Here is a 20,291-nt window from a genome sequence, read left to right as displayed (position 1 = left end):
GCATGTGCAATCTCTACAACCTTACCACCAGCCAAGAGGCCATCCGCCAGTGGACGAGCGCCCTACGTGACGTTTTGGGCAACCTCGAGCCGTCGATCGACATCTATCCGAACCGGCCCGGCCCCGTGGTCCGGAATGCGCACGACGGACAGCGCGAGGTCGCCAACCTTCTTTGGGGGATGCCGACGCCCGCGGAGCGCGTCAAAGGCGCCGCCGATTACGGCACCACGAACATCCGCAATCCGCAATATGGGCATTGGCAAAAGTATGTCGGGGTCGAGAATCGCTGTGTTGTTCCGGTCACCAGCTTTGCCGAACCATCGCCGACGCCTGGGGACAAAGACGCTGAAACGGGAATCCAGCGGAACTACTGGTTCGCCATCAACGAGGATCGGCCGCTGTTTTTCTTTGCTGGCCTTTGGACGCCATGGCATGGCGTGCGCAAGGTCAAAGATGGCCCGGGCGACTTCGAACTCTACGGCTTCATGACAACCGCGCCCAATTCGCTGATCAAGCCTATCCATGAAAAGGTGATGCCGGTGATCTTGACCACCCAGGAAGAGACCGAGACTTGGCTGACGGCGCCGTGGTCGGAAGCGCGGAAGTTGCAACGGGCCGCGCCCGATGACGCGCTGGTGATTGTCGAGAAGCCCGCGACACAGATCAAGTTCCCACAACAGGCGCCAACGCAAGGTTCGTTGTTCTGACAGGAGGCAAGCCATGCCAGACCGCATCGTCACTCTCGACAGCCGCCAGGAAGCTGCCCTGCAGGCTGTCGCCGACAAGTTCGTCGCCGTGCACAATGGCGATACGATGAAGGCTCTCAAGGAAATGATCGTTCTCAACGGTCGCCTTCAAGAACAGCTCAAGGCCCTGAATGCGCCGTCCGTCGGCAAGCGCTACGGATGAGCGACGAACCAATCAAACTTGCCAAAGGCATGACGCAGGCGCAGCGCGACCGCGCCAACGTGCTTGGCCATACCTGCGAGCACCAGGGATGCGGGAAAGTGGCCGGTTGGGGCTTTGCGCGGCAGCGGATGGAATCGCGCTGGTTTTGCTTTGAGCACCGCGCCCATGGCGATCGGTATCTCTAGGCGTAGGCTACTCAGTCGGCCAAGCCAGCCTGGAAATGCACAATCCACTCGAACAGTGTGCGGTAAAGGCTATCGACCTCATCATCGATTTCCTCGCGCTTGATACCGAGCGCTTTGGCGTCGGCGAATAGCTTATGAGTGATCTCGGAAATGGAGACGGCGTCCGATTTTGCCGTCTCCGGAACATTGTTCTGAATCCATTGGTGCAGGAAGTCGATTCCGCGAGTGCTCATTGAGCCTTAAGCTTGACGGAGCCCTTAAGTTCCGGTGCGTGGATCGCTTACGCCAACCTCATCAACTTCGGCTTCCATCTGGTCGCCCACAGTCTTTGCCTTTCCCGCACCCGCCAAAGCCAGGCCGTCGAAGCCCTGCAGCCAGGCGTCGGCAAATTCCTGCCAGAAGTCGGGCACCGCGCGCTCCTTGCCGTCCTTGCGGGCCTGTGCGCCATACATCCAGGCGTAGTTCACGCGCTCCTGGTCTTTCTTAGCCACGGCCATCAATCTTCCTCCCGAAAATCCTGCAGCGAAGCGTGCCGCAGATCCTCCTCGCCGCGTAAGTGCTTCACGCGGCCGATGATGCCCGGCTTGACCCATTGTGTCGCCGGCCGCTTCATGCCCTTCGGCGCCGGTCCAGCATGCTCCTGCACGCGCTTCCAAAAGCGCTCGCGGATGGCACGGCTCGAACTGATGAAGGCCGATCCGACATATTTCCCGGTCTTCCGTTCGGCCATCAGCGCGAAGGCCGGCTTGCCCATCTCGCGCTCGACGCCGAGCAGATCGTATTCCTCGACCGCATAGCTCTTGATCTTCAGCCAGTTGGTCGACCGGCCGCTGCGATACTTGCTGTCGCGCCGCTTTGACACCATGCCCTCGATGCCGGCTTCGTCGATCAGATGGAAGATGGCGCTTGCCTCGCCCGGCATGGCCTAGCTGAACTGGATGCGACTGTCGGGCTGGACGATGCCCTCTAGGATCTCGCGCCGATCCTCCAACGCCATGTCACGGAAATCGTGGCCATTGAGGTGCAAGAGGTCGAAGGCGACGAAGTAGAGGTCGTGCTGCCGGCTGGTAATGGCTTTACGCAGTGCCGCGAAGTTCGAAAGCCCATCTTCGTTCAGCACCACGATCTCGCCGTCGATAATGGTGCTTTCAAGCCCCAGCGCCTTGGCCGCCGCAACCAGGTCCCGATACTTCGCCGTCCAGTCCATGCCGTTTCGGGTGAAAACGCGTGTGCCCGTCTCGTCGATGATGATCTGCGATCGGTAGCCGTCGAACTTGATCTCGTGAATCCATTCGTCGCCCTCGGGAGGCTTGTCGACAAGGGTCGGCAGCCGAGGCTCGACAAACTTCAGACGCATGAACTCACTCGCGGGATCGCGATTCAATAAGCTTAAGCTAAAATGGTTCCGGAACTTTTACCGCGGCGCCGTGTTCGGTCGATCATGAAGAACGATCCCGAGGGACGCGTAGCGCTGCGCCTGATCAGAGCCACCATGGAAGAGCACTGCCTACCGGGCGTGCTGCCCAGCGAGGAAGCCGTCAACGGCACCCATGGCCCGAGCCTGATGGATGAGGCGGAGGCCATCGCCGCCGCGATCATCGCCACTGTCGAGCGGTTGCAGTTGCAGACAGCCGTGAAGCCGCCGGCGCCGAACATCAAGATAGCCTGAAATGCAAAAAAGCCCGCCGGCGGGAGCCAGCGGGCTTTCGGAGCAGGTACTTGCTGTCTCAGCTCGGGCTTGGGACAACGATTATGACTGAAGGGCCGGGGCCCGCCGTAACCTTTGAAAGACGTTCGCGCTTGATGAGCGTAGGCTTTTCATATGACTTTTTCATGTGGTGTCCTCGCTTTTTCCTAAGGAAGCCCGCCACTGACGAAGCAGTAGCGGGCCCGGCCCGCGACAAGCACCTTCCGGGGTAGCACGTCGCCCTGTGCCAACCTGCGAGTTGAAACGAAGTTCCGCAGGTATGAAAAAGCCCGCCACGGAGACGGCCGTGACGGGCTGGCCGAGGGGTTGAAGATCAGTCGTAGATCTTGACGATTTTTCGCGTGCTTGGATCCACGAGTACCGTCCGGTTGTCGACCACGACGTAGCGGTATTTGACGTCAGGGACTTCGTGGAGTTCGACAGTGTCGGGAAGAGCAGTGCCGATATTGAGTTCGACGCCGGGGATCTTCACCGAAGCGAGAGGCTGCTTCTTCACATACGTGCGCACAACGGTGTCCTGTTCCGGCGTGATGACAACATCCTGGGCGGCAACGGCGCCAACGCCAGCCAGGAGCAACAACGCCGCAGCGGCGCCTGTGAGGTGCAATTTCATGATGTTCTCCTTTGTGACCCGGCCTTCGGCAGAATGTCGAGGGCGGCTCCGAAAGAACATGGCTTGGTCGCAAACGTTCCGGTGACTGGACGTCAGTCGCACTGGCTGCGGGACCATGGTCCGAGCGGCATGTGGCATTGGTCCGGCGTGAAGCGTCGCCCGGAACGTAACCGGTTTTGTGGCTTTTGTGATGAAGGCTTCCCACGGAGGAATAGATGGACAAGAGTATCGGACAAGCGCGCTGGTTGCTCGCACCGGTCTTTGCAATGGCCCTCACCTTCTTGGCAATCGGAATCGCGTTGGGATGACCCAGCGCCTAACAGATCGGCGTTGCCCGTCCCTTCCTTCGCCGATTGGGTTCGCTCGCGTTCCTTGTTGCGGGCGAACCCTAAACTATCGCATTGAGATTGAAGATGTTTAGCGACAGAGAGGCCCGCCTTGTCGAAGGTATGCTGTTCCTGGCAATACCGCTGTCCATAATGGGCGTGGTACTGGTAGCGGGTCTTTGGCTCGCGAATTAGCGAATGACGGTTGCGCTCGTACGACGCCAATGTACGTTTTTGAGCCTTGCGGCCCCTCTCCACAAGGATCATACGATCCTTGTCTCACAGCTTTAGGGATGCTGCCATGGAAAGCGCTAACTCAAACAAAGCGCCGCCATCCATTGAAGTGGTCGAGGCCTGTGGAGAATGGTTCGTCCGCATAGTGTCCGACGACGAAGAACTTACCCGCGCATTTGATCTGGAATTGTTGGCGGTAGCCTATGCAGAAGGGCAGCGGATACGACTGGGGCTTGCCAAGGTCACCCGCCTGTAGAAAAGCCCTCCACGACGAGCAGTAACGGGCCTCCTATCTGTTTGCCTAGAACCGATAGTTCAGGCTTAGTGAGACCGTGTGGGTGCTGGGCTTCACGAACGTTGGGCCCACAACGTCATTCTCGAAGTTATGATCGGAGTAATGAGCGTAGGCATAATCGACGCCGACCACCCACTTGTCATTGAGCGCATAGTCGGCACCAGCACCGATCGTCCAGCCGGTATAGGTGCGATTGAACAGAGCGGAGGTCCCGTCGATTTCCTCGTACCCGGTACGGTGAAGGCCAAGGAAGGCTACGCCGCCCTTGACGTATGGAAGGAAGTTACCCATCGCGTAGCCGGCCTTTGCTACGATGTCGCCTTGCCAGTTGGCGCCCGTGCGAAAATCCTCAGTACCCCCAGCGCCGACCGTGTCCACCGACTTCTTGTTGAACACCGCCACCAAGCGGGCTTCGGCGCCCAGAACGAAGTTGTTGTCGAACTGATACTGATAGCCGATCTGGCCGCCGATCGAGGCCGAACTGCTGTCGCCGTCGTAATCCGAAGGAATGTAGCCCGGAATGGACACGTCACCTTTTAGGAAATTGTAACCGACCACACCGCCGATATAGGCCCCCGTCCAATTGTAGCCGGTAGGCGCTTCTACAAGGGCATCGGCCGCGAAAGCCGAAGTGCCCCACGCAAGGGTAAGAGCCAATGCTAGAAGAGCTTTTTTCATGGTCAGATTCCGCCGCCTAGTTCACATGCTTGCGAAGATGAGGCATCGAACGCCCTTGTAAAGGCATCATCGGCGGTCGCGGCAAAGTTGTAGATACGTGTTGCAACTACGCAACATTAAAAGCTCGCCACCTTTCGGCAGCGGGCACCACGTACAGGGAGCAGGCAAGTGGGCCCGCCCCAATGGCGGTAGAGGCGGGCCCGGCTAAGAGCGAATTCCCCTAGCCGCAGCGGAGCGGATGCTGCACTTCAAGAACCAGCCGACGAATATCAGGTTCCGCTTACGGGCAAAAAGGCCCGCTGTCCCTTGGGGGAGATCAGCGGGCAAGTTCAGGAAGTGCGCTGGGATGTCCACGAGGTGGTATCGTGGGCCACTGGAACCTGATCTAAGCCTCCCCCTTCTTTGCTTTGGCAAAGCCGCGATCCGTTGCGATAAACCGTTCCAGCATCGGCGCGATCAGGCGCGATGGATTGGCAGATGGCTGCCCGGTCTCGCGCGCAAGGATCTCTGCATACTTCACCAAATCACGATGCAGGGGCGCCGGCAGTTCCACCGTGACCTTGACCGGCTTATCGTCGGCGATCGTTGCAAGCTTCAATTTGGCCATGTCAACCTCCGTATGGCTCAAGGGCGAGGTCGCGGGTGACGAGGACACGAACGGGAAACCCGGGTCGGATCGTAAGCGTCGGCGCGATCGCGAGTTGCCGTTGAACCACCTGTTGGCCTACCTGGCTGACGCTATCGGAAGCGCCGCTGCGCAGGGCACGCACGATGTCGCTGTCTTGATCCGAGGAACCGGCCTGCGCGCCGACGCTCAGAAGGGTCGACAACGCCGCAGCCTTGAACAACTCACCCCAGTGATTGTCGACTTCGTCCTCAAGGCCGGCATAGCCCTCAGCATCCGCGCCAGGCTGACGCTCCAAAACGATGGAGCGTCCGTCGGGAAAGATCAGCCTGTTCCAGACCAGCAGCAAGCGACTCTGTCCCGAACCAATTGCGTTATCGTACTGCCCGATAATACGAGTGCCCTGCGGGATGAGCAACGAGCGGCCGGTGGGACTGTCATAGACGTTTTCGGTTACCTGAGCGCTGATCTGGCCGGGCAGATCCGAACGGATACCCGTAATGAGCGCGGCCGGAATCACGGCACCGGCCTGAAGCACATAAGGTGACGCTGGAGGCGTGACGTGATCTGGCGCGACTGTACGTCGGTCAGCGCCGGCGGACAGGAAGGAGAGCTGGCGATCCCCGGCATTTGGCTGACCGACCTGACTGGCAAGGTCATTAACGGGAGGGGCGGACGCTTCGGCGGTCCTGGCGTCTCCTTGCCCTGTCTGGAAGAAGACGCGCGAGGTTCTTGCCGCTTCCTCCTCAGCGCGCCGGCGTTGCTCGGCTTCGTCAATCTCGGGGCTTGCGATTGAGGGAGGCACGACGGCCTGTCCTCTGTTTTGGGCATCGAGGATCGGCCTGCCGAGATCGCCAGGCAGCGGCGGCCCAAGTACCGGGCCGGTATAGTCGCGCGGCAGGCGTGCCAGTCCATCAGCGGGCGGCCGGTTGGAGGTAGGGTAGAGCTCTTCGCCCTGCTTGATCGTATCCGCGTCGCGCAGAGCATAAATCAGCGCGCTCCCGACAGTGAGCGAGGCCACGAAGCCGATGCCTGCGAGCATCTTGCGCGACAGGCGCGTCACGCGCGGCGGGTCGGCGCGAAGGCGCATGGGCTCGACGGCCGTATCCTTCTCGTTCATGGCCGCAGCGCTCCCCTCTGCGTTGAGCTCGGCCCTTTCGACGCACCGCTGTCGCCCGGCCTCCGCCATAACACATCGCTTCTTCCTCCGTCGGTGCGCACGATCCTTACGGTCTGCTGCCTCGAGCCGGCGCCAAGACGCAGTTCAGCCGCGCCGAACAAGCGGTCGACGATCAGGATGTTCTGATAGACGCGGCTGTTGGTGGTTTGAGCCTCGCCGTCCGGACCGATGACGAAAATCGGCGGCATCTCGCCTTGCGCGATGCCGCGCGGAAACACGGCGTAAACCCTGCGGCCGTCATCGAAGGCTGTCACCGGCCTCCAGGGCGGGCTGTCGCCCGTAAGGCCGTAGCGATAGTTGCGTGCAGCAGCGTCCGGAATGACCGGCGTTGTGGCGATGCTCTGCATAAGCCCCGCTTTCTGAGACGGATACGACCACGCAACGGCGGGCATGTAGGGCTTCACGCCTGCCCGCAGCTCAAGCATATAGCTGCGCCGGTCCGTGGCGATGATGAGGTTCGTTGTGATGTCCGCCCGCGAGGGTTTCACCAGGACGTGGACGCGCCGGGCGATGCCGGAGCCGCTTTCGGTGTCGCCGATGATCCAGCGCGCGGTATCGCCGGCGGCGATCGGACCGTCGCCGGCCAGGCTCTCGCCCGGCTCAAGTGCGATGTCCGTTATCTGGCCGGGCGCGGCGTAGACCTGGTAGAGCGCTCCTTCGCTCCATGGATAGATCTGAATTGCGTTGTAGTAGCCCTCCCGGCGCGGCTCCACGCGCGCCGCAGCGTTTGCGTTCTCGATACGGGCGGCCGGCGTTCTGCCGATGGCGCCGCCTTGAGCGGGAGCCCAGCCTGGCGGGACGCGAAGGGGTTTCGGCCTTTGGTCTGTCGCGGCGACCGGAGCCGGCGGCAAAGGCGGGACATAGGCATCGTAGGTGATCTTCGGCGGCTTCTTCAAAGGCGTTGCGCAGCCCGCAAGCAGCGCATTCCCCGAGACCAACATGGCCGATAGCAGACATCTTGAGAAAACCGTGCCGGCAGCAAGCCGCGATGTCGGGCTCATTGGCTCATCTCCCGCGACCAATCGATGGCGTTGACATAGATGCCGAGGGGATTGGCGCGAAGACGTTCGGCGTCGCTTGGCATCTGGGTGACAATCGTCAGGATCGCCGTCCAGCGCTCGGTGCCGGAAAGCTGACCGCCTTCATAGTGATGCTCGACCCAGGCGACACGAAAGGAACCGGGCGAAGCCCGTATGACCGACGAAATCTCGACCGCGACCTGCTGCTTGCCGACCCTGGAGAAAGGGTCGTTGGCGCGCGCATAGTCGTTGAGCGCCGCGGCGCCCTGGTCGGTCGTCCAGTCATAGGCGCGCAGCCAGTCCTGGCGCAGGATGATCGGATCGGCAGGGATGGAGCGCACCTGCTCGACGAACCGGGCGAGATGCCACGCTATCTGAGGATCGGTCGGCTTGTAGTCGGCGATCGCGGGCGCGGTCGCTTGGGCCTGGCCCAGCGTATCGACCTGCACCACCCAGGGCACGACGGTACCGCGGCCCAACTGCCAGACCAGTGACGTGGCGAGGCCTGCCGACAAGATGAGCGATCCGAACGCCATGGCGCGCCAGTTTCGTGCCTGCACGCGGGCAGAGCCGATGCGTTCATCCCAGATCTGCTCCGCCTTTTGATAGGGGGTTTCCGGTTGAGGGGTCTTGCCATAGTGGACGGCGGGGCGCCTAAAGAGATTCATTCGGTCATTCGCTTTCAGAGAGAGAAATCGAGGCTCCGCCGCCATGGCTGTCGCCGGCGCGCACCGCGTGGGCGGCAGTCTGGGCGCCGTGGGCGAGGCGCTGTGAGCGCTGCAAGCGTCTGGCCCATTCGGGCTGTCCTTGAGCGCCGGACGGTTTGCCCGCGCCGGCCGCAGGAGCGGCTGCGCCGCCGATCGTTCCCATGGTCGACGAACCGCCAGTGGCTTCAGCCCCCGAACTGGCACCGGAGGCGAAGCTTGACTTAAGTGATTGGCCGGTGTTCGCGGCGGCGCGCTTGAGGGGCGAGGCAGCTGCCGACGCGCCAGCGCGCGCAATGCCGCCCATGCCGGATGCGATGCCTGCCGCGCCAGCCTGGCCGGCGGCGCCACGCCCATAGGCAGCCGACGCGCCGCCAGCGAGCGACGTGGCACCACGCCCGGCCGACAGCGCGCCCGAGAATGCGGCTGTGCCACCGCGCGCCGCCAGGCCGGCTGCACCATAGCCCGCAACCGCCATGCCGCCCGCGGCAAGGCCAGTGCCAACGGCCGCACCGGCGCCAAGCTGCGGTCCGCCCGCGACGAGGCCGTTGGCGATGCCGGGACCGAAGATGCCGAGGCCGAGCAGTGACAACGCCGCCAGCACGATCGCCATGGCCTGGTCGATGGTTGGGTTCTCGCCGCCGAAGCCTTGGGTGAACTGGCCGAAGAGCGTCGATCCGATGCCGATGACGACGGCAAGCACCAGAACCTTGATGCCGGACGAGATGACGTTGCCCAGCACGCGCTCGGCCATGAACGCAGTCTTGCCGAAGAGGCCGAAGGGAATCAGCACGAAGCCGGCCAGCGTCGCCAGCTTGAACTCGATCAGTGTTACAAAAAGCTGCACCGCCAGGATGAAGAAGGCGAGCAGGACGAGCGCCCAGGCAAAGAGCAGGCAAGCGATCTGGATGAAGTTCTCGAAGAAGGAGACGTAGCCCATCAAACCGGAGATCGCCTCGAGCAATGGCCGTCCGGCGTCGAGGCCGGTTTGCGCCACCTTGCCGGGGTGCAGCAGGTCCTGTGCCGAGAAACCGGTTCCACTCGCCTTGAGACCCAGACCGGAGAAACTCTCGAAGACGATTTGAGCGAGACTGTTCCAGTTGGAGATCAGATAGGCAAAGACACCGACGAAGAGCGTCTTCTTGACAAGCCGCGCAAGAATGTCGTCATCAGCGCCCCAGCTCCAGAAGAGCGCGGCGAGCGTCACGTCGATGACGATCAGCGTGGTGGCGACGAAGGCGACCTCGCCGCCGAGCAGGCCGAACCCGCTGTCGATGTAGCGGGTGAAGGTGGCCAGGAATTGGTCGATGACGCCGGTATTGCCCATGTCTATTGGCCCCCGCGCATCGCAGCATCTGACGACGGTGCCGGCACGCTTGTCGAACTCTCCAATGGCTTTTCGAGACCGAGGAAGCGATCGCGCTGCTCGGCCCACAGCCGCGCACATCCATCGTCACGCAGAGCAGCCTCGCCGAGGACCTGGCAGCGGCGCAGGCCATCGCGAAGCGGGTTCGGCATCAAGCCTGCTGTTGTGTGCGCGCCCTCGCCCACCGGATTGTCCTTCTTCCGGCTCATGCCAAGCGCGGCCGCCATGACGGCGGCCGAAAAAAGACGACCGCCACCGTGCGAGCGAGGGTTTTGCCGTCCATGGCCATCGCCTTCAGCGGTTGAACATCTCGACCGAGCCGGCCTCATAGCCCGAGCCGGGCGCCAGGAAGCGGCGGCGTTGCTCGCGGCCCTGATCGACCGCGGCAGCACGCTCGGCCTCAGTCAACGCCTGGGCGCGGCCGTTGGCGGCGACCACAGCGGTCAGGTCCGCGAGCTGCTGGCCCTGGAGCGCAAGAAGCTGATTGCCAGCTTGCGTCGCCTGCAGCGCTCCGGTCGCCGATTGGCTCGCGCCGACCAGCGCCGACATCTGCGCGCGGCCGGTCTCGATGTTTCCGACGACGCCCGCCTGGACGCGCATGGCGTCCTGAAGGCCGCCCACCGTGTTTTGCCAGCGCGAGCGCGCCTCCGTGACGAGCTGCTGGTCGGACGCAGAAAGCGAGGCGCTGCCGTATTGCTGCTCAAAGGCCTTGTCGACCTGCTGGACGTCGAAGGCGATGTTCTGTGCCTGGCCGAGAAGCTGCTGCGTGCGTTGCACCGACTGTTGCAATTGCTGCAGCGAAGACAACGGCAGGCTCGCCAGGTTGCGCGCCTGGTTGATCAGCATCTGGGCCTGGTTCTGAAGCGAGGTGATCTGGTTTGTGATCTGCTGCAGCGAACGCGCGGCCGTCAGAACATTCTGGGAATAGTTCGATGGATCAAACACGATGAAGGCATAGGCTGGCGCCGTCATCATCGGTGAGATCGCGACCGGCGCGGCGAGCATCGCCGCGACCAGGAGAAGGGCGTGCGGGCGGCTTTGACGAACAGTCATGGTTGAAGATCCTTTTCAGGTTCAGGAGGGATGAGGTTCGGAATGAGGTCGGCGGCCCAGCCGACGTCGCGGGCACGCAGCCAGGCCGCCAGGAAGCCGCGGCGGCCATGCTCGGCGATAATGCTGCCGATCAGGGCCTGATCGCTCTTCGAGGACGCGGCACAAAGCGCCAGCCCGACCTCGGACAGGCCGAGCTCGAAGAGACGGTTGCCGCGCCGGGACTGGCAGTAGTAATCGCGCTTGGGTGTTGCTCGTGCCAGGATTTCGATCTGGCGGTCGTTCAGGCCGAAGCGCCGATAAATGGCGGTAATTTGTGGCTCAACCGCGCGTTCGTTGGGCAACAGCAGCCGGGTTGGACAGCTTTCGATGATCGCCGGCGCAACAGTCGAATTGTCGATATCGGCAAGTGACTGGGTGGCGAAGACGACGCTGGCGTTCTTCTTGCGCAGCGTCTTCAGCCACTCGCGCAACTGCGCGGCAAACCCCTCGTCATCGAGGGCAAGCCAGCCTTCGTCGATGATGAGCAGCGTTGGACGCCCATCGAGCCGATCACCGATGCGGTGGAACAGATAGGACAGGACAGCTGGCGCGGCTTGCGTGCCCACCAGTCCTTCGATCTCGAAGGCCTGCACGGATGCCTGGCCGAGGTGTTCGGCCTCGGCATCGAGCAATCGGCCGTGGGCGCCTCCGACACAGTACGGGCGCAATGCCTGTTTCAGGTCATTGGCCTGCAAGAGCACACTCAGCCCGGTGATGGTGCGCTCCTCGATGGGAGCCGAGGCAAGCGACGTCAGCGCCGCCCAGATATGCTCCTTTGCGTCCGGGGTGATCTGGATGCCCTCGCGCGTCAGGATCGCGACGATCCAGTCAGCCGCCCAGGCGCGCTCGTATGTGTCATGAACCCGGGCGAGCGGCTGCAGCGAAACGGAAGCGCCCATGCCTTCGGTGAGGCGCCCTCCGAGATCGTGCCAGTCGCCGCCCATGGCGAGCGCCGCCGCGCGGATAGAGCCGCCGAAATCGAGGGTGAAGATCTGAGCGTTGCGGTAGCGGCAGAACTGCAGCGCCATCAGCGCGAGCAACACCGACTTGCCGGCGCCAGTGGGGCCGACGACGAGCGTATGACCGACATCGCCGACATGAAGGACCAACCGGAACGGCGTCGAGCCTTCGGTCTTGCCGTAAAGCAAGGGAGGACTGACCAGATGCTCGTCCCGTTCCGGCCCCGCCCACACGGCAGACAGGGGCATCATGTGGGCGAGATTGAGCGTTGAGATGGGAGGCTGGCGGACATTGGCATAGACGTGCCCAGGCAAGGAGCCGAGCCAGGCGTCGACGGCGTTGACGGTCTCGGCAATCGCCGTGAAGTCGCGGCCCTGGATGACCTTTTCGACAAGGCGCAATTTCTCGTCGGCGACGCGCGGGTCGCAATCCCATATGGCGACGGTCGCGGTGACATAGGCCATACCCGCCATGTCGGCGCCGAGCTCCTGCAACGCCGTGTCGGCGTCGGCCGCCTTGTTGGCGGCGTCGGTGTCAAGGAGGGCTGACGCTTCGTTGGTCATCACCTCCTTCAGGATCGAGGCGATGCTCTTGCGCTTGGCAAACCATTGCCGCCTAATCCTGGCCAACAGGCGCGCAGCGTCGACCTTGTCGAGCAGGATGGCGCGGGTCGACCAGCGGTAGGGGAAGGCCAGCCTGTTGAGGTCATCGAGCAGGCCGGGTGTCGTGGCGGTCGGGAAGCCGACAATCGAGAGCATGCGAAGATGCTTGTCGCCAAGCCGCGGCTCGAGCCCGCCGGCGAGCGGCTCGTCGGCCAGCAGCGCATCGAGATAGACCGGCGTTTCGGGGACACGCACCGGATGGCGCTTGGTCGAGATCGTCGAATGAAGGTAGGTCAGCGTTTCGCCGTCATCAAGCCAATGGCATTCCGGCATGAACCCGTCGAGCAGGGACAGCACGCGCTCTGTCCGGTCGACAAAGGCGCGCACGATCTCGCCCGGATCCGCGCCCGACTGGTTGCGCCCCTCATAAAGCCATCCCTCGGCGCGCGTGGCGTCTTGCGGCGGCGGCAGGAACAGGAAAGTGAGAAAGTAGCTCGATACGAAATGAACCCCCTCCTCGTCGAAGTCGGCTTTTCGCTCGGCATCGAGCAGCGCGGAGGCTGCATTGGGGAACTGGCTCTCGGGATAGGAGGCCGCTTCATGCCGCTGCGCTTCGACGAAGATGCTCCAGCCCGAGCCGAGGCGACGAAAGGCATTGTTGATGCGCGATGCCACAGCAACCAGTTCCGCCGCGACGGCGGAGTCTAGATCGGGCCCGCGAAACCTCGCGGTGCGCTGAAAACTGCCGTCCTTGTTGAGCACGACGCCCGGCGCCACGAGAGCGGCCCAAGGCAGATAGTCGGCGAGGCGAGCTGCGATCCGGCGGTATTCGGCAAGGCTCATCATAGCGGCGCCCTCAAACCGAAAAATGTCCGGGCAGCCGCAAGTGCCTGCGTCCGACCTCGAAAAACAGCGGATCGCGCCTGGCAGCCCATACCGCGGCGGCATGTCCGATTGCCCATATGAGAAGACCGGCCAGCCAGAGCCGCAGCCCAAGACCGACGGCGCCTGCCAGCGTGCCATTGAGGATCGCGATCCCGCGCGGGGCGCCCCCAAGCAGGATCTGCTCGGTCAGCGCCCGGTGGACGGGCACCGTCCAGCCTGGCACCGCGTCGAGTTGTTCAAGAGCGGTTGTCATCAGATCAACGCTCCGCCGCCGAACGAGAAGAACGACAGGAAGAAACTCGACGCCGCGAAGGCGATCGAAAGGCCAAAAACGATCTGGATGAGCCGCCTGAAGCCGCCCGAACTGTCGCCGAAGGCCAGCGTCAGGCCGGTGACGATGATGATGATGACGGCCATGATCTTGGAGACCGGTCCCTCGACCGACTGCAGGATCTTTTCGAGCGGCTGTTCCCACGGCATCGAGGAGCCTGACGCATGGGCGCTCGACGCGACCAGGAGATTAACGGCAAGGGCGGTGGCCCCCGCGGCCAGGTGGTGGTGGCAGCGTGCAAGGAGGCGGATCATGGGGTTTCTCCTGGGTTGATCGGTGTGGCTTCAGCAATGCGATAATCGCCGTCAGGGCCGAGACCCTCGACCCGGACGAGTTCGCTAAGCCGTCGCGCGGTGCCACGTCCCGACAGGACGGCGACGAGGCCGATCGTGTCGGCGATCAACGCACGCGGGACAGTGACGACGGCTTCCTGGATAAGCTGCTCAAGGCGGCGCAGGGCACCGATGCCGGAACCCGCATGAAGGGTGCCGATGCCGCCGGGGTGCCCGGTGCCCCATGCCTTCAAAAGGTCGAGAGCTTCTGAGCCACGCACCTCGCCTATGGGAATGCGATCGGGGCGCAGGCGCAGCGAAGAGCGAACCAGGTCGGCGAGCGTGGCGACGCCATCCTTGGTGCGCATTGCGACAAGGTTCGGCGCGGCGCACTGCAGTTCGCTTGTGTCCTCGATGAGGACGACCCGATCCATCCCTTTAGCCACTTCGGCGAGCAGCGCGTTGGTGAGGGTGGTCTTGCCAGTCGATGTGCCGCCGGCGACAAGGATGTTCGCGCGACCGGCAACCGCGGCGCGCAATATCGCGGCCTGGCCGGCGGACATTATGCCTGCCACGACGTAGTCATCGAGCGTGAACACGGCCACGGCGGGCTTGCGGATGGCGAAGGCGGGTGCTGCGACGACGGGCGGCAACAAGCCCTCGAAACGCTCACCGGTCTGCGGCAACTCGGCCGAGACGCGTGGGGAACGGGAATGGACCTCGGCGCCGACATGATGGGCGACCAGGCGCACAATCCGCTCGCCAGCGGCAGGCGCCAGCATTTCCCCCGTATCGGCCAAACCTTCCGAAAGCCGGTCCACCCAGATGCGGCCATCCGGGTTCAGCATCACCTCGACGATCGCGGGATCGTCGAGAAACCGGCCGATGGCTGGTCCGAGCGCGGTGCGCAACATGCGCGCGCTGCGCGCGCGTCCTTCGGTATCGTTGTGCGATATGGCCATTCTGTCCCCGTTTGAGCCGGGACCGCGTCGAACAACGCCCGGTCGGGGACGATCAAAAGAGGCCTGAAGGACTCCGTTTCAACGGGTTTCAGCCGTCATCGCAGCGTAGCGTGCAATGACCGGCCAACGGCGGTGCCGGCGGCAGCGGCGCGATAATGTGAACTTCTGCAATAATATGTCTACGTTTATTGACACTCGAGTCCCGCTAGGTTTATGAGAGAGCCATCGATGGCCTGCCCCTACAGGCGATCGTCCATTTCACGGCGCGGAGGATTGCCATGAGGTCCGGTCCGGAGGGCGCGATGTCTCGGCGCAGAGCCGCCTTCCTCAGGCACGCCGAAACGATACCGACATTGTCGCCAGCCGCCTCGGCGACGAGTGGTGGGACCCCGTGAGCATGCTCGACATCTGGCTGGGCATTCTGCAAGGGCTGGGTATCACCGCAGAGGTCACGGCCTATGGCCTGATCTTTGCAGTCCCCTTCGCGCTCGTCTTCGGCGTCGCGCAGTTTCTGACCACCGGCATGACGCGCCTTCTGGTCACCGCCGTGATCGAATTCTGGCGCAGCTCGGCGGTCGTCGTCCTGCTCTTCATTTTTTACTACGTGCTGCCAGTGATGGGGATCACTCTATCGGCGCTGACCGTCAGTGCATTGGTGCTCGGCCTCAACGCCGGCGGCTATGCCAGCCAGGCGGTTCGCGCCGGGCTGCAATCTCTTCCGGCCGGCCAACGCGAGGCGGGCATGGCGCTCGGCCTCTCGCGCCCGGCGATCCTGTTTCTGATCGAACTGCCGCAGGCCTTGGTCGCCATGAGCCCCACCTTCGTCAACAACCTCATCCAGCTCGTCAAGGCGACTTCCCTCGTCTCGCTGGTCACGCTGACGGACATGACCTTCCGGGCCAAGGAGATCGCGCAGACCGAATACGACCCGGTCGCGATCTATTCGGCGCTGCTGCTGGCCTTCTTCGTCGTGTGTTATCCGATCGCGCTTGCCGGCCGCTGGCTTGAGGCGCGGGTCAATCCTGAAAGAGGAACGCCGCGTGGGATTTAACTTCGACTTCGCACTATCGACCATCCCGACGATCATCGGGGCGATTGGGACCACCCTGCTCGCAACGGTCTTGAGCTGTATCGGGGCTTCCGCGCTCGGCTTCACTTTCGAAATGATCCGCCGCGGCGGCGGTGCGCCTGGCCTCGCCGTCCGCTTCCTGATCGACTTCATCCGCTCGACGCCGGTTCTGGCCTGGCTCTATTTCCTGTATTTCGTGCTGCCCTTCTACGGAGTCCGGCTTGGCGCCATGACGGTCGGCGTATTGGGGCTGAGTCTCTATTACAGCGGTTATCTGGCGGAGGTGTTCAAAGCGGGCATCGACGCGATCCCGAAGGGCCAGCAGGAAGCAGCCAGAGCGTTGTCGCTCACACGCCGCGACACGGTCGTTTTCGTCATCGCGCCGCAGATGTTGCGCAACATCGCCGCCCCATTGGGCAACTATGTTGTTTCGATCCTCAAGGCGACGCCCTATCTCGCGATCCTGGCCGTGCCCGAAATGCTCGGCCGTGCCTTCGATATCGCTTCCGAGACCTATCGCTACGCAGAACCGCTGACCGTCGCCGGCATTCTGTTTCTCGCCCTGGCGCTGATCATTACTTATGGCGTTAAGCGCATCGAACAGCGACTGCTTGCAGCTGGACGTCGCTGATGCTCGCTCAAGCCCCACATCCAGTGCCGGCCGTTCAATCCATCCCTCATGTGCGGATCGACGGCCTCAACAAATGGTTCGGTCCCCTGCAGGTTTTGAAAGACATCGATCTGACGGTTGGAGCGGGCGCGCGCATCGTCGTTTGCGGACCGTCCGGCTCCGGCAAGTCGACCTTGATCCGCTGCATCAACGGTCTCGAGCCTTTCCAGAAGGGAACGATCCAGTTCGAAGCGGCAACTCTGGGAAAGGATGCCCGCGCTGCCGCGAAGGCGCGCCGGCAGACAGGCATGGTGTTTCAGAGCTTCAACCTGTTTCCACACCTCACCGTTCTCGCCAACTGCACGCTAGCGCTGCGCCGGGTTCTCCTGAAACCGGCGCGTGAGGCCGAAGAGATCGCGATGCAGCATCTGAAAGCGGTGCGCATCCCCGACAAGGCGCAGGCCTACCCGGCTCAGCTCTCGGGCGGTCAACAACAACGGGTGGCGATCGCGCGCGCGCTTTGTCTCAATCCGCGCATCATGCTGTTCGACGAACCCACTTCGGCGCTCGACCCGGAAATGATCAAGGAAGTACTGGACGTCATGATCGCGCTGGCGGGAAGCGGCGTAACCATGGTCTGCGTGACCCATGAAATGGGTTTCGCACGCGAAGTCGCGGATGAAATCATTTTCATGGACGAAGGCCGCATCGTCGAGCAGGCCACTTCCAAAGACTTTTTCTCAGCCGCCGCTCACCCTCGCGCCCGGCTGTTCCTGGATACCATCCTGAACCATTGAGAGTCGATGCGTTCGGTCCCGGCGTGCCGGCAATCGGCGCGCACGCGCGCGCCGATTGCCGGAAGCGCCGAGCAGGTTACCACTCCGGGGCGAATGCGTAGCCGACTGAGCGGACAGTTCGGATCACATCGCTTCCCACGGATGCCCGAAGCCTTTTGCGCAGCCTGGCTATATGGACGTCGACCCCCCGCACGTCGGTTGCGGCGGCATGTTCAGGCCATGCGGTCGCGACCAGTTCCTCGCGGCTGAAGACCTTGCCAGGTTGCGCCAAAAGGCTGCGCAAAAGCTTGAACTCGATCGGTGGCATCACGATTTCTTTTTGCTTGAAGAATGTCCGATGGGTCTGTCGCTCCAGCCGGAAGTCGCCCTGCACCAACTCACCCGAGTCCGTTTCGCGCGATAGCTTCGCAAGGCCCGCTTTGCCATGCAGCCAGGCCAGAAGCTGTTCGGGGGCGAACGGCCGCGAAAATATCTCGTCAACGCCAGCCTTGATCAAATCGAGATGCAGCTTGCCCGAACGCGGGGCAACCAAGCTTGCGACCGGAGTCCCTTTGGTCGCGGCGGTAGACTTCAGCCAGGCGCACTGTTTGACCACTGCACGGTCGCCTGGATGGCAGTCCATGACCACGGCAAGCGGGGCTGCCGCCTCGATGGCGCGTGCGATTTCCCGTTCTCCCGTGATCAGCCGTATTTCGAAGCCAGCTACCGAAAGTATGTGCCCGAAAACCAGGAAAAAATCCGGGTCCTTCGAGGAGATGAGGACCAGCGGCTTCATGGGTCCATCAACCGGGTTCGATACATCATAAGGCTGACTACCGCGCAAATGGGCGCGATGACAATATGCCCTGACGATCGAGGCCTCGCGGGGCCTTCCGCAAATGCCTGATTATGAGCCTAGATCTTGTCCGCGAGTATGACGCCTCTGATGCCGTAAGCGCGGCGCGTCTGTTCAACAGCCTCGGACGTGACATCGATCAGCAGGGCGATGATGTCGCCGTCGGGATGTTCGAGAACTTCACCGAGCTCGGTCAGCGTCCAGCCAAGCGCGCGCAGACGTTTTGGCCAGAATGTCTCGCACACCACGCTGATCTGTCGAATCCCCAGGCTTTGCGCGGTCTCAAGCAGACCGCAGAGAACAAAGCCGGCGACCGGCGACGAGGCGCCTTGCGTGCGAAGCGATGGAACGACGAAGAAGCGCGTCCATTCGAAAATCTCAGCCGCTCTCGGAGGCCTGCCGCCAGCGAGAACCGGGAACACCTCGCTCATGAGATGCGGCTGCAGCGTCGGCACGAGACGGGAGCCGCCAACGATCTTGCCGTTGGTGTCAAGCGCCAGAACATAAATCGCATGCTCGTTGTCGAAAGCGTCGATCTCGATGTTGATGGGCCGGCCGACGGCGCGCCATCCCCTTTGCTTGACGTAAATGTCGTACCTTATGCGAAAGTAGCGCTCCAGAACTTTCCTGTAGTGCTTCCTGTTATCCCACGTGACCAAATGCATACGAACCATGACGCCTCCAGGCGCAGGGTCGTAGTAAAACGGACTTGTCGTACGTATGACGGTATTCAGGTATTGCTAAATTTGGATTTCCTGCCGTCGCAACGCCTTGACGATGGCATGCGCGACGTTGATCGCGTCGAGCTTTCCTCGGATGTTGCGCTGATGACTTTCGACCGTGTTCCTGGTGACGCCGAGAATACAAGCGATGTCGTCGGTGGATTTGCCTTGTGCGCTCCACTCCAGGAGTTCGCGCTCGCGCGCCGTCAATGGCGTGGGCTCATCGGTATCGGCGGGCGTTCCCAGTCCTGAGAGGCTGCGAAAGGTATGCACGCAAAGCGTCTCGATAAAGGGGACTGCGCTTGGCGGAACTTCCATCCGGTCACTCGCGGCCGTGACGACGCCTGGCCCGGCCAATGGGACATGAATTGGGACGCAGATACCTTCTTTCATCCCGAACTCCGCCGCCTCATCCATCACCAGCTTCGCGCGTGCAGCCAGCCTTGCGGCCGGCAGTTCACCCCATCGGAAAGGCTCCGGCGAATGCCGACACTGGGCGACACAAGGATCATGCAAAAAATGCGCCTCGGTGACGTAGCGACGATGCCATTCAGGAGGCCATCCATCGCCCAGAATCTCGCGCCGCCAGTCCGTGTCGTGCGGCACGGGCAGTCCGGTGATCAGAAAATTGCGCAATCCGTAGCGCGCCATCGCCGCGCGAAACTCTTGAAGGATTGCGTCAGCCGACCGCGCAGTGTCGATCCTCGAGATCGCCGCAAAAAGGTCGATAACAGTTTCGTTCTCCATCGGCAGACCTCAACCACAGTCAGGCCCTACCCCGCACAACAACCTATGAGTGTCGAGACGCGATCTTCAATGGGACGTGCATCGAATGTGCACTAAAGGAGTCAATCGTCCATCACAAAGACGAGATTAATGAAAACCGGACCAATACTGCATCGAGGACGTTTGGCTTCATTCGTTCGACTTTGAAGCCGCCGGCTTCGTCACCCGAATAGCGCGCCTACTTGCCGGACTTGCCGAAACCAACTCTTGCGGCTCGACATTCAACGCCTTGGCCAAAGTTTCGACTGTATCCAGCGTGGCGTTGCGCCGTCCGGCCTCGACGCTGCTGATATAGGCGCGCGTGCGGCCCGAAACGAAAGACAACTGCTCCTGAGAGAGTTTCCGCTCTCTCCGAAGCCGCTGCACGTTCAGACCAAAAACGCCGCGAAGTTTCATCAAACAACGGATGCAACGACGCGCACTATGGTGCGACACACTATAGTGCACATTCCGCATTGACAGCCGCGCTGCTGGCTGTTTGAAACTACAAGCGAATTCATCGTTTCCTGGACAAGGAATAGCCATG

The 20,291-nt window shown here is 62.3% G+C and carries 27 protein-coding genes and 1 pseudogene; 8 read left to right on the top strand and 20 right to left on the bottom strand.

The window, feature by feature from the left end; genetic code table 11:
* Nucleotides 1-2 precede the first annotated feature (2 nt).
* The 3 genes from AC1VON_RS12520 to AC1VON_RS12510 are packed head-to-tail and all read left to right on the top strand — an operon-like array spanning nucleotide 3 to nucleotide 1,094.
* Entirely contained in the window at nucleotides 3-707 is a 705-nt protein-coding gene (locus tag AC1VON_RS12520) for an SOS response-associated peptidase (protein WP_483122804.1), read from the top strand.
* Nucleotides 708-720: 13 nt separating this feature from the next.
* Nucleotides 721-909: a hypothetical protein gene (locus tag AC1VON_RS12515; protein ID WP_483122800.1), complete on the top strand. Its 189-nt coding sequence runs from the start codon at nucleotides 721-723 to the stop codon at nucleotides 907-909.
* The gene (locus AC1VON_RS12510) at nucleotides 906-1,094 is read left to right on the top strand and encodes a hypothetical protein (protein ID WP_483122796.1); all 189 of its coding nucleotides are present in this window, start codon (nucleotides 906-908) and stop codon (nucleotides 1,092-1,094) included. Before AC1VON_RS12515 ends, AC1VON_RS12510 begins: the two co-directional genes overlap by 4 nt.
* 11 nt (nucleotides 1,095-1,105) lie before the next feature.
* On the opposite strand, the gene AC1VON_RS12505 is transcribed toward AC1VON_RS12510, so the two are convergent.
* From AC1VON_RS12505 to AC1VON_RS12495, 3 genes and pseudogenes are all read right to left on the bottom strand, one after another.
* Nucleotides 1,106-1,327 carry a DUF768 domain-containing protein gene (locus tag AC1VON_RS12505; RefSeq protein WP_483122793.1) on the bottom strand — a complete coding sequence of 74 codons (222 nt, stop codon included), beginning with the start codon at nucleotides 1,325-1,327 and terminating at the stop codon, nucleotides 1,106-1,108.
* A 24-nt stretch (nucleotides 1,328-1,351) separates the two neighbouring features.
* Nucleotides 1,352-1,591, bottom strand: coding sequence for a hypothetical protein (locus tag AC1VON_RS12500; protein WP_483122791.1), 240 nt, complete (start codon nucleotides 1,589-1,591; stop codon nucleotides 1,352-1,354).
* Nucleotides 1,591-2,451: pseudogene (locus AC1VON_RS12495) on the bottom strand (ATP-dependent DNA ligase). Before AC1VON_RS12495 ends, AC1VON_RS12500 begins: the two are co-directional and overlap by 1 nt.
* An 84-nt stretch (nucleotides 2,452-2,535) precedes the next feature.
* On the opposite strand from AC1VON_RS12495, the gene AC1VON_RS12490 reads away from it, so the two are divergent.
* Nucleotides 2,536-2,763 carry a hypothetical protein gene (locus tag AC1VON_RS12490; protein WP_483122788.1) on the top strand — a complete coding sequence of 76 codons (228 nt, stop codon included), beginning with the start codon at nucleotides 2,536-2,538 and terminating at the stop codon, nucleotides 2,761-2,763.
* A gap of 352 nt (nucleotides 2,764-3,115) precedes the next feature.
* On the opposite strand, the gene AC1VON_RS12485 is transcribed toward AC1VON_RS12490, so the two are convergent.
* Nucleotides 3,116-3,415, bottom strand: a complete 300-nt coding sequence (locus AC1VON_RS12485; RefSeq protein WP_483122783.1) for a DUF1236 domain-containing protein — start codon at nucleotides 3,413-3,415, stop codon at nucleotides 3,116-3,118.
* Nucleotides 3,416-4,042: 627 nt separating this feature from the next.
* Here AC1VON_RS12485 and AC1VON_RS12480 point away from each other — a divergent pair.
* Nucleotides 4,043-4,231 (top strand): hypothetical protein, encoded by a 189-nt coding sequence (locus tag AC1VON_RS12480; RefSeq protein WP_483122779.1) that lies wholly within the window; start codon nucleotides 4,043-4,045, stop codon nucleotides 4,229-4,231.
* A 45-nt stretch (nucleotides 4,232-4,276) separates the two neighbouring features.
* On the opposite strand, the gene AC1VON_RS12475 is transcribed toward AC1VON_RS12480, so the two are convergent.
* The 12 genes from AC1VON_RS12475 to trbB form a co-directional block, all read right to left on the bottom strand.
* Nucleotides 4,277-4,948 (bottom strand): outer membrane protein, encoded by a 672-nt coding sequence (locus AC1VON_RS12475; protein ID WP_483122775.1) that lies wholly within the window; start codon nucleotides 4,946-4,948, stop codon nucleotides 4,277-4,279.
* A 385-nt stretch (nucleotides 4,949-5,333) separates the two neighbouring features.
* Nucleotides 5,334-5,555, bottom strand: coding sequence for a DUF2274 domain-containing protein (locus AC1VON_RS12470; protein WP_483122771.1), 222 nt, complete (start codon nucleotides 5,553-5,555; stop codon nucleotides 5,334-5,336).
* A gap of 1 nt (nucleotide 5,556) precedes the next feature.
* A complete protein-coding gene (locus AC1VON_RS12465) occupies nucleotides 5,557-6,693 on the bottom strand; it encodes a TraB/TrbI/VirB10 family type IV secretion system protein (RefSeq protein WP_483122769.1) in 1,137 nt (378 codons plus the stop codon).
* A complete protein-coding gene (gene trbG, locus AC1VON_RS12460) occupies nucleotides 6,690-7,754 on the bottom strand; it encodes a P-type conjugative transfer protein TrbG (protein ID WP_483122765.1) in 1,065 nt (354 codons plus the stop codon). Before trbG ends, AC1VON_RS12465 begins: the two co-directional genes overlap by 4 nt.
* Nucleotides 7,751-8,440: a conjugal transfer protein TrbF gene (gene trbF / locus AC1VON_RS12455; RefSeq protein WP_483122760.1), complete on the bottom strand. Its 690-nt coding sequence runs from the start codon at nucleotides 8,438-8,440 to the stop codon at nucleotides 7,751-7,753. Before trbF ends, trbG begins: the two co-directional genes overlap by 4 nt.
* 4 nt (nucleotides 8,441-8,444) lie before the next feature.
* Nucleotides 8,445-9,803, bottom strand: a complete 1,359-nt coding sequence (gene trbL / locus AC1VON_RS12450; RefSeq protein WP_483122755.1) for a P-type conjugative transfer protein TrbL — start codon at nucleotides 9,801-9,803, stop codon at nucleotides 8,445-8,447.
* Between the two features lie 2 nt (nucleotides 9,804-9,805).
* Nucleotides 9,806-10,051: a putative entry exclusion protein TrbK-alt gene (trbK-alt, locus tag AC1VON_RS12445; RefSeq protein WP_483122751.1), complete on the bottom strand. Its 246-nt coding sequence runs from the start codon at nucleotides 10,049-10,051 to the stop codon at nucleotides 9,806-9,808.
* Nucleotides 10,052-10,136: 85 nt separating this feature from the next.
* On the bottom strand, nucleotides 10,137-10,895 hold the full coding sequence (gene trbJ, locus AC1VON_RS12440) for a P-type conjugative transfer protein TrbJ (RefSeq protein WP_483122747.1): 759 nt from the start codon (nucleotides 10,893-10,895) through the stop codon (nucleotides 10,137-10,139).
* Nucleotides 10,892-13,342, bottom strand: coding sequence for a conjugal transfer protein TrbE (trbE, locus tag AC1VON_RS12435; protein WP_483122741.1), 2,451 nt, complete (start codon nucleotides 13,340-13,342; stop codon nucleotides 10,892-10,894). The genes trbJ and trbE overlap by 4 nt, the downstream gene beginning before the upstream one ends.
* A 10-nt stretch (nucleotides 13,343-13,352) precedes the next feature.
* Nucleotides 13,353-13,634 carry a VirB3 family type IV secretion system protein gene (locus AC1VON_RS12430; protein WP_483122738.1) on the bottom strand — a complete coding sequence of 94 codons (282 nt, stop codon included), beginning with the start codon at nucleotides 13,632-13,634 and terminating at the stop codon, nucleotides 13,353-13,355.
* Entirely contained in the window at nucleotides 13,634-13,966 is a 333-nt protein-coding gene (locus tag AC1VON_RS12425) for a TrbC/VirB2 family type IV secretion system protein (protein WP_483122734.1), read from the bottom strand. The genes AC1VON_RS12430 and AC1VON_RS12425 overlap by 1 nt, the downstream gene beginning before the upstream one ends.
* Complete coding sequence (trbB, locus tag AC1VON_RS12420) at nucleotides 13,963-14,946, bottom strand: P-type conjugative transfer ATPase TrbB (protein ID WP_483122729.1); 984 nt, start codon at nucleotides 14,944-14,946, stop codon at nucleotides 13,963-13,965. Before trbB ends, AC1VON_RS12425 begins: the two co-directional genes overlap by 4 nt.
* 391 nt (nucleotides 14,947-15,337) lie before the next feature.
* On the opposite strand from trbB, the gene AC1VON_RS12415 reads away from it, so the two are divergent.
* From AC1VON_RS12415 to AC1VON_RS12405, 3 genes are read left to right on the top strand one after another with little or no spacing between them, the layout of a single operon-like run.
* Complete coding sequence (locus AC1VON_RS12415; protein ID WP_483122726.1) at nucleotides 15,338-15,997, top strand: amino acid ABC transporter permease; 660 nt, start codon at nucleotides 15,338-15,340, stop codon at nucleotides 15,995-15,997.
* On the top strand, nucleotides 15,987-16,646 hold the full coding sequence (gene ehuD, locus AC1VON_RS12410; RefSeq protein ID WP_483122723.1) for an ectoine/hydroxyectoine ABC transporter permease subunit EhuD: 660 nt from the start codon (nucleotides 15,987-15,989) through the stop codon (nucleotides 16,644-16,646). Before AC1VON_RS12415 ends, ehuD begins: the two co-directional genes overlap by 11 nt.
* Nucleotides 16,646-17,422 carry an amino acid ABC transporter ATP-binding protein gene (locus tag AC1VON_RS12405; RefSeq protein ID WP_483122719.1) on the top strand — a complete coding sequence of 259 codons (777 nt, stop codon included), beginning with the start codon at nucleotides 16,646-16,648 and terminating at the stop codon, nucleotides 17,420-17,422. Before ehuD ends, AC1VON_RS12405 begins: the two co-directional genes overlap by 1 nt.
* Nucleotides 17,423-17,498: 76 nt before the next feature.
* Here the strand turns inward: AC1VON_RS12405 and AC1VON_RS12400 are convergent, their stop codons facing one another.
* The 4 genes from AC1VON_RS12400 to AC1VON_RS12385 all read right to left on the bottom strand — a co-directional run bounded on the left by AC1VON_RS12400 (nucleotide 17,499) and on the right by AC1VON_RS12385 (nucleotide 20,161).
* The gene (locus AC1VON_RS12400; protein WP_483122716.1) at nucleotides 17,499-18,197 is read right to left on the bottom strand and encodes a winged helix-turn-helix domain-containing protein; all 699 of its coding nucleotides are present in this window, start codon (nucleotides 18,195-18,197) and stop codon (nucleotides 17,499-17,501) included.
* Between the two features lie 119 nt (nucleotides 18,198-18,316).
* A complete protein-coding gene (locus AC1VON_RS12395; RefSeq protein ID WP_483122714.1) occupies nucleotides 18,317-18,931 on the bottom strand; it encodes an acyl-homoserine-lactone synthase in 615 nt (204 codons plus the stop codon).
* Nucleotides 18,932-18,997: 66 nt separating this feature from the next.
* Nucleotides 18,998-19,726: a LuxR family transcriptional regulator gene (locus AC1VON_RS12390; RefSeq protein ID WP_483122710.1), complete on the bottom strand. Its 729-nt coding sequence runs from the start codon at nucleotides 19,724-19,726 to the stop codon at nucleotides 18,998-19,000.
* 168 nt (nucleotides 19,727-19,894) lie between these two features.
* Nucleotides 19,895-20,161 carry a helix-turn-helix domain-containing protein gene (locus AC1VON_RS12385; RefSeq protein WP_483122706.1) on the bottom strand — a complete coding sequence of 89 codons (267 nt, stop codon included), beginning with the start codon at nucleotides 20,159-20,161 and terminating at the stop codon, nucleotides 19,895-19,897.
* Nucleotides 20,162-20,291 lie beyond the last annotated feature (130 nt).

The organism is Mesorhizobium sp. HAY1-8B, assembly GCF_056868045.1.
The sequence above is the reverse complement of the archived record's forward strand: the minus strand, read 5'-3'. Positions and strand labels throughout refer to the sequence as shown.

Coding starts and splice junctions, on each gene's coding strand:
- AC1VON_RS12520 (WP_483122804.1), top strand. CDS start 3: ATGTGCAATCTCTACAACCTTACCACCAGCCAAGAGGCCATCCGCCAG.
- AC1VON_RS12515 (WP_483122800.1), top strand. CDS start 721: ATGCCAGACCGCATCGTCACTCTCGACAGCCGCCAGGAAGCTGCCCTG.
- AC1VON_RS12510 (WP_483122796.1), top strand. CDS start 906: ATGAGCGACGAACCAATCAAACTTGCCAAAGGCATGACGCAGGCGCAG.
- AC1VON_RS12505 (WP_483122793.1), bottom strand. CDS start 1,327: ATGAGCACTCGCGGAATCGACTTCCTGCACCAATGGATTCAGAACAAT.
- AC1VON_RS12500 (WP_483122791.1), bottom strand. CDS start 1,591: ATGGCCGTGGCTAAGAAAGACCAGGAGCGCGTGAACTACGCCTGGATG.
- AC1VON_RS12490 (WP_483122788.1), top strand. CDS start 2,536: ATGAAGAACGATCCCGAGGGACGCGTAGCGCTGCGCCTGATCAGAGCC.
- AC1VON_RS12485 (WP_483122783.1), bottom strand. CDS start 3,415: ATGAAATTGCACCTCACAGGCGCCGCTGCGGCGTTGTTGCTCCTGGCT.
- AC1VON_RS12480 (WP_483122779.1), top strand. CDS start 4,043: ATGGAAAGCGCTAACTCAAACAAAGCGCCGCCATCCATTGAAGTGGTC.
- AC1VON_RS12475 (WP_483122775.1), bottom strand. CDS start 4,948: ATGAAAAAAGCTCTTCTAGCATTGGCTCTTACCCTTGCGTGGGGCACT.
- AC1VON_RS12470 (WP_483122771.1), bottom strand. CDS start 5,555: ATGGCCAAATTGAAGCTTGCAACGATCGCCGACGATAAGCCGGTCAAG.
- AC1VON_RS12465 (WP_483122769.1), bottom strand. CDS start 6,693: ATGAACGAGAAGGATACGGCCGTCGAGCCCATGCGCCTTCGCGCCGAC.
- trbG (WP_483122765.1), bottom strand. CDS start 7,754: ATGAGCCCGACATCGCGGCTTGCTGCCGGCACGGTTTTCTCAAGATGT.
- trbF (WP_483122760.1), bottom strand. CDS start 8,440: ATGAATCTCTTTAGGCGCCCCGCCGTCCACTATGGCAAGACCCCTCAA.
- trbL (WP_483122755.1), bottom strand. CDS start 9,803: ATGGGCAATACCGGCGTCATCGACCAATTCCTGGCCACCTTCACCCGC.
- trbK-alt (WP_483122751.1), bottom strand. CDS start 10,051: ATGAGCCGGAAGAAGGACAATCCGGTGGGCGAGGGCGCGCACACAACA.
- trbJ (WP_483122747.1), bottom strand. CDS start 10,895: ATGACTGTTCGTCAAAGCCGCCCGCACGCCCTTCTCCTGGTCGCGGCG.
- trbE (WP_483122741.1), bottom strand. CDS start 13,342: ATGATGAGCCTTGCCGAATACCGCCGGATCGCAGCTCGCCTCGCCGAC.
- AC1VON_RS12430 (WP_483122738.1), bottom strand. CDS start 13,634: ATGACAACCGCTCTTGAACAACTCGACGCGGTGCCAGGCTGGACGGTG.
- AC1VON_RS12425 (WP_483122734.1), bottom strand. CDS start 13,966: ATGATCCGCCTCCTTGCACGCTGCCACCACCACCTGGCCGCGGGGGCC.
- trbB (WP_483122729.1), bottom strand. CDS start 14,946: ATGGCCATATCGCACAACGATACCGAAGGACGCGCGCGCAGCGCGCGC.
- AC1VON_RS12405 (WP_483122719.1), top strand. CDS start 16,646: ATGCTCGCTCAAGCCCCACATCCAGTGCCGGCCGTTCAATCCATCCCT.
- AC1VON_RS12400 (WP_483122716.1), bottom strand. CDS start 18,197: ATGAAGCCGCTGGTCCTCATCTCCTCGAAGGACCCGGATTTTTTCCTG.
- AC1VON_RS12395 (WP_483122714.1), bottom strand. CDS start 18,931: ATGGTTCGTATGCATTTGGTCACGTGGGATAACAGGAAGCACTACAGG.
- AC1VON_RS12390 (WP_483122710.1), bottom strand. CDS start 19,726: ATGGAGAACGAAACTGTTATCGACCTTTTTGCGGCGATCTCGAGGATC.
- AC1VON_RS12385 (WP_483122706.1), bottom strand. CDS start 20,161: ATGAAACTTCGCGGCGTTTTTGGTCTGAACGTGCAGCGGCTTCGGAGA.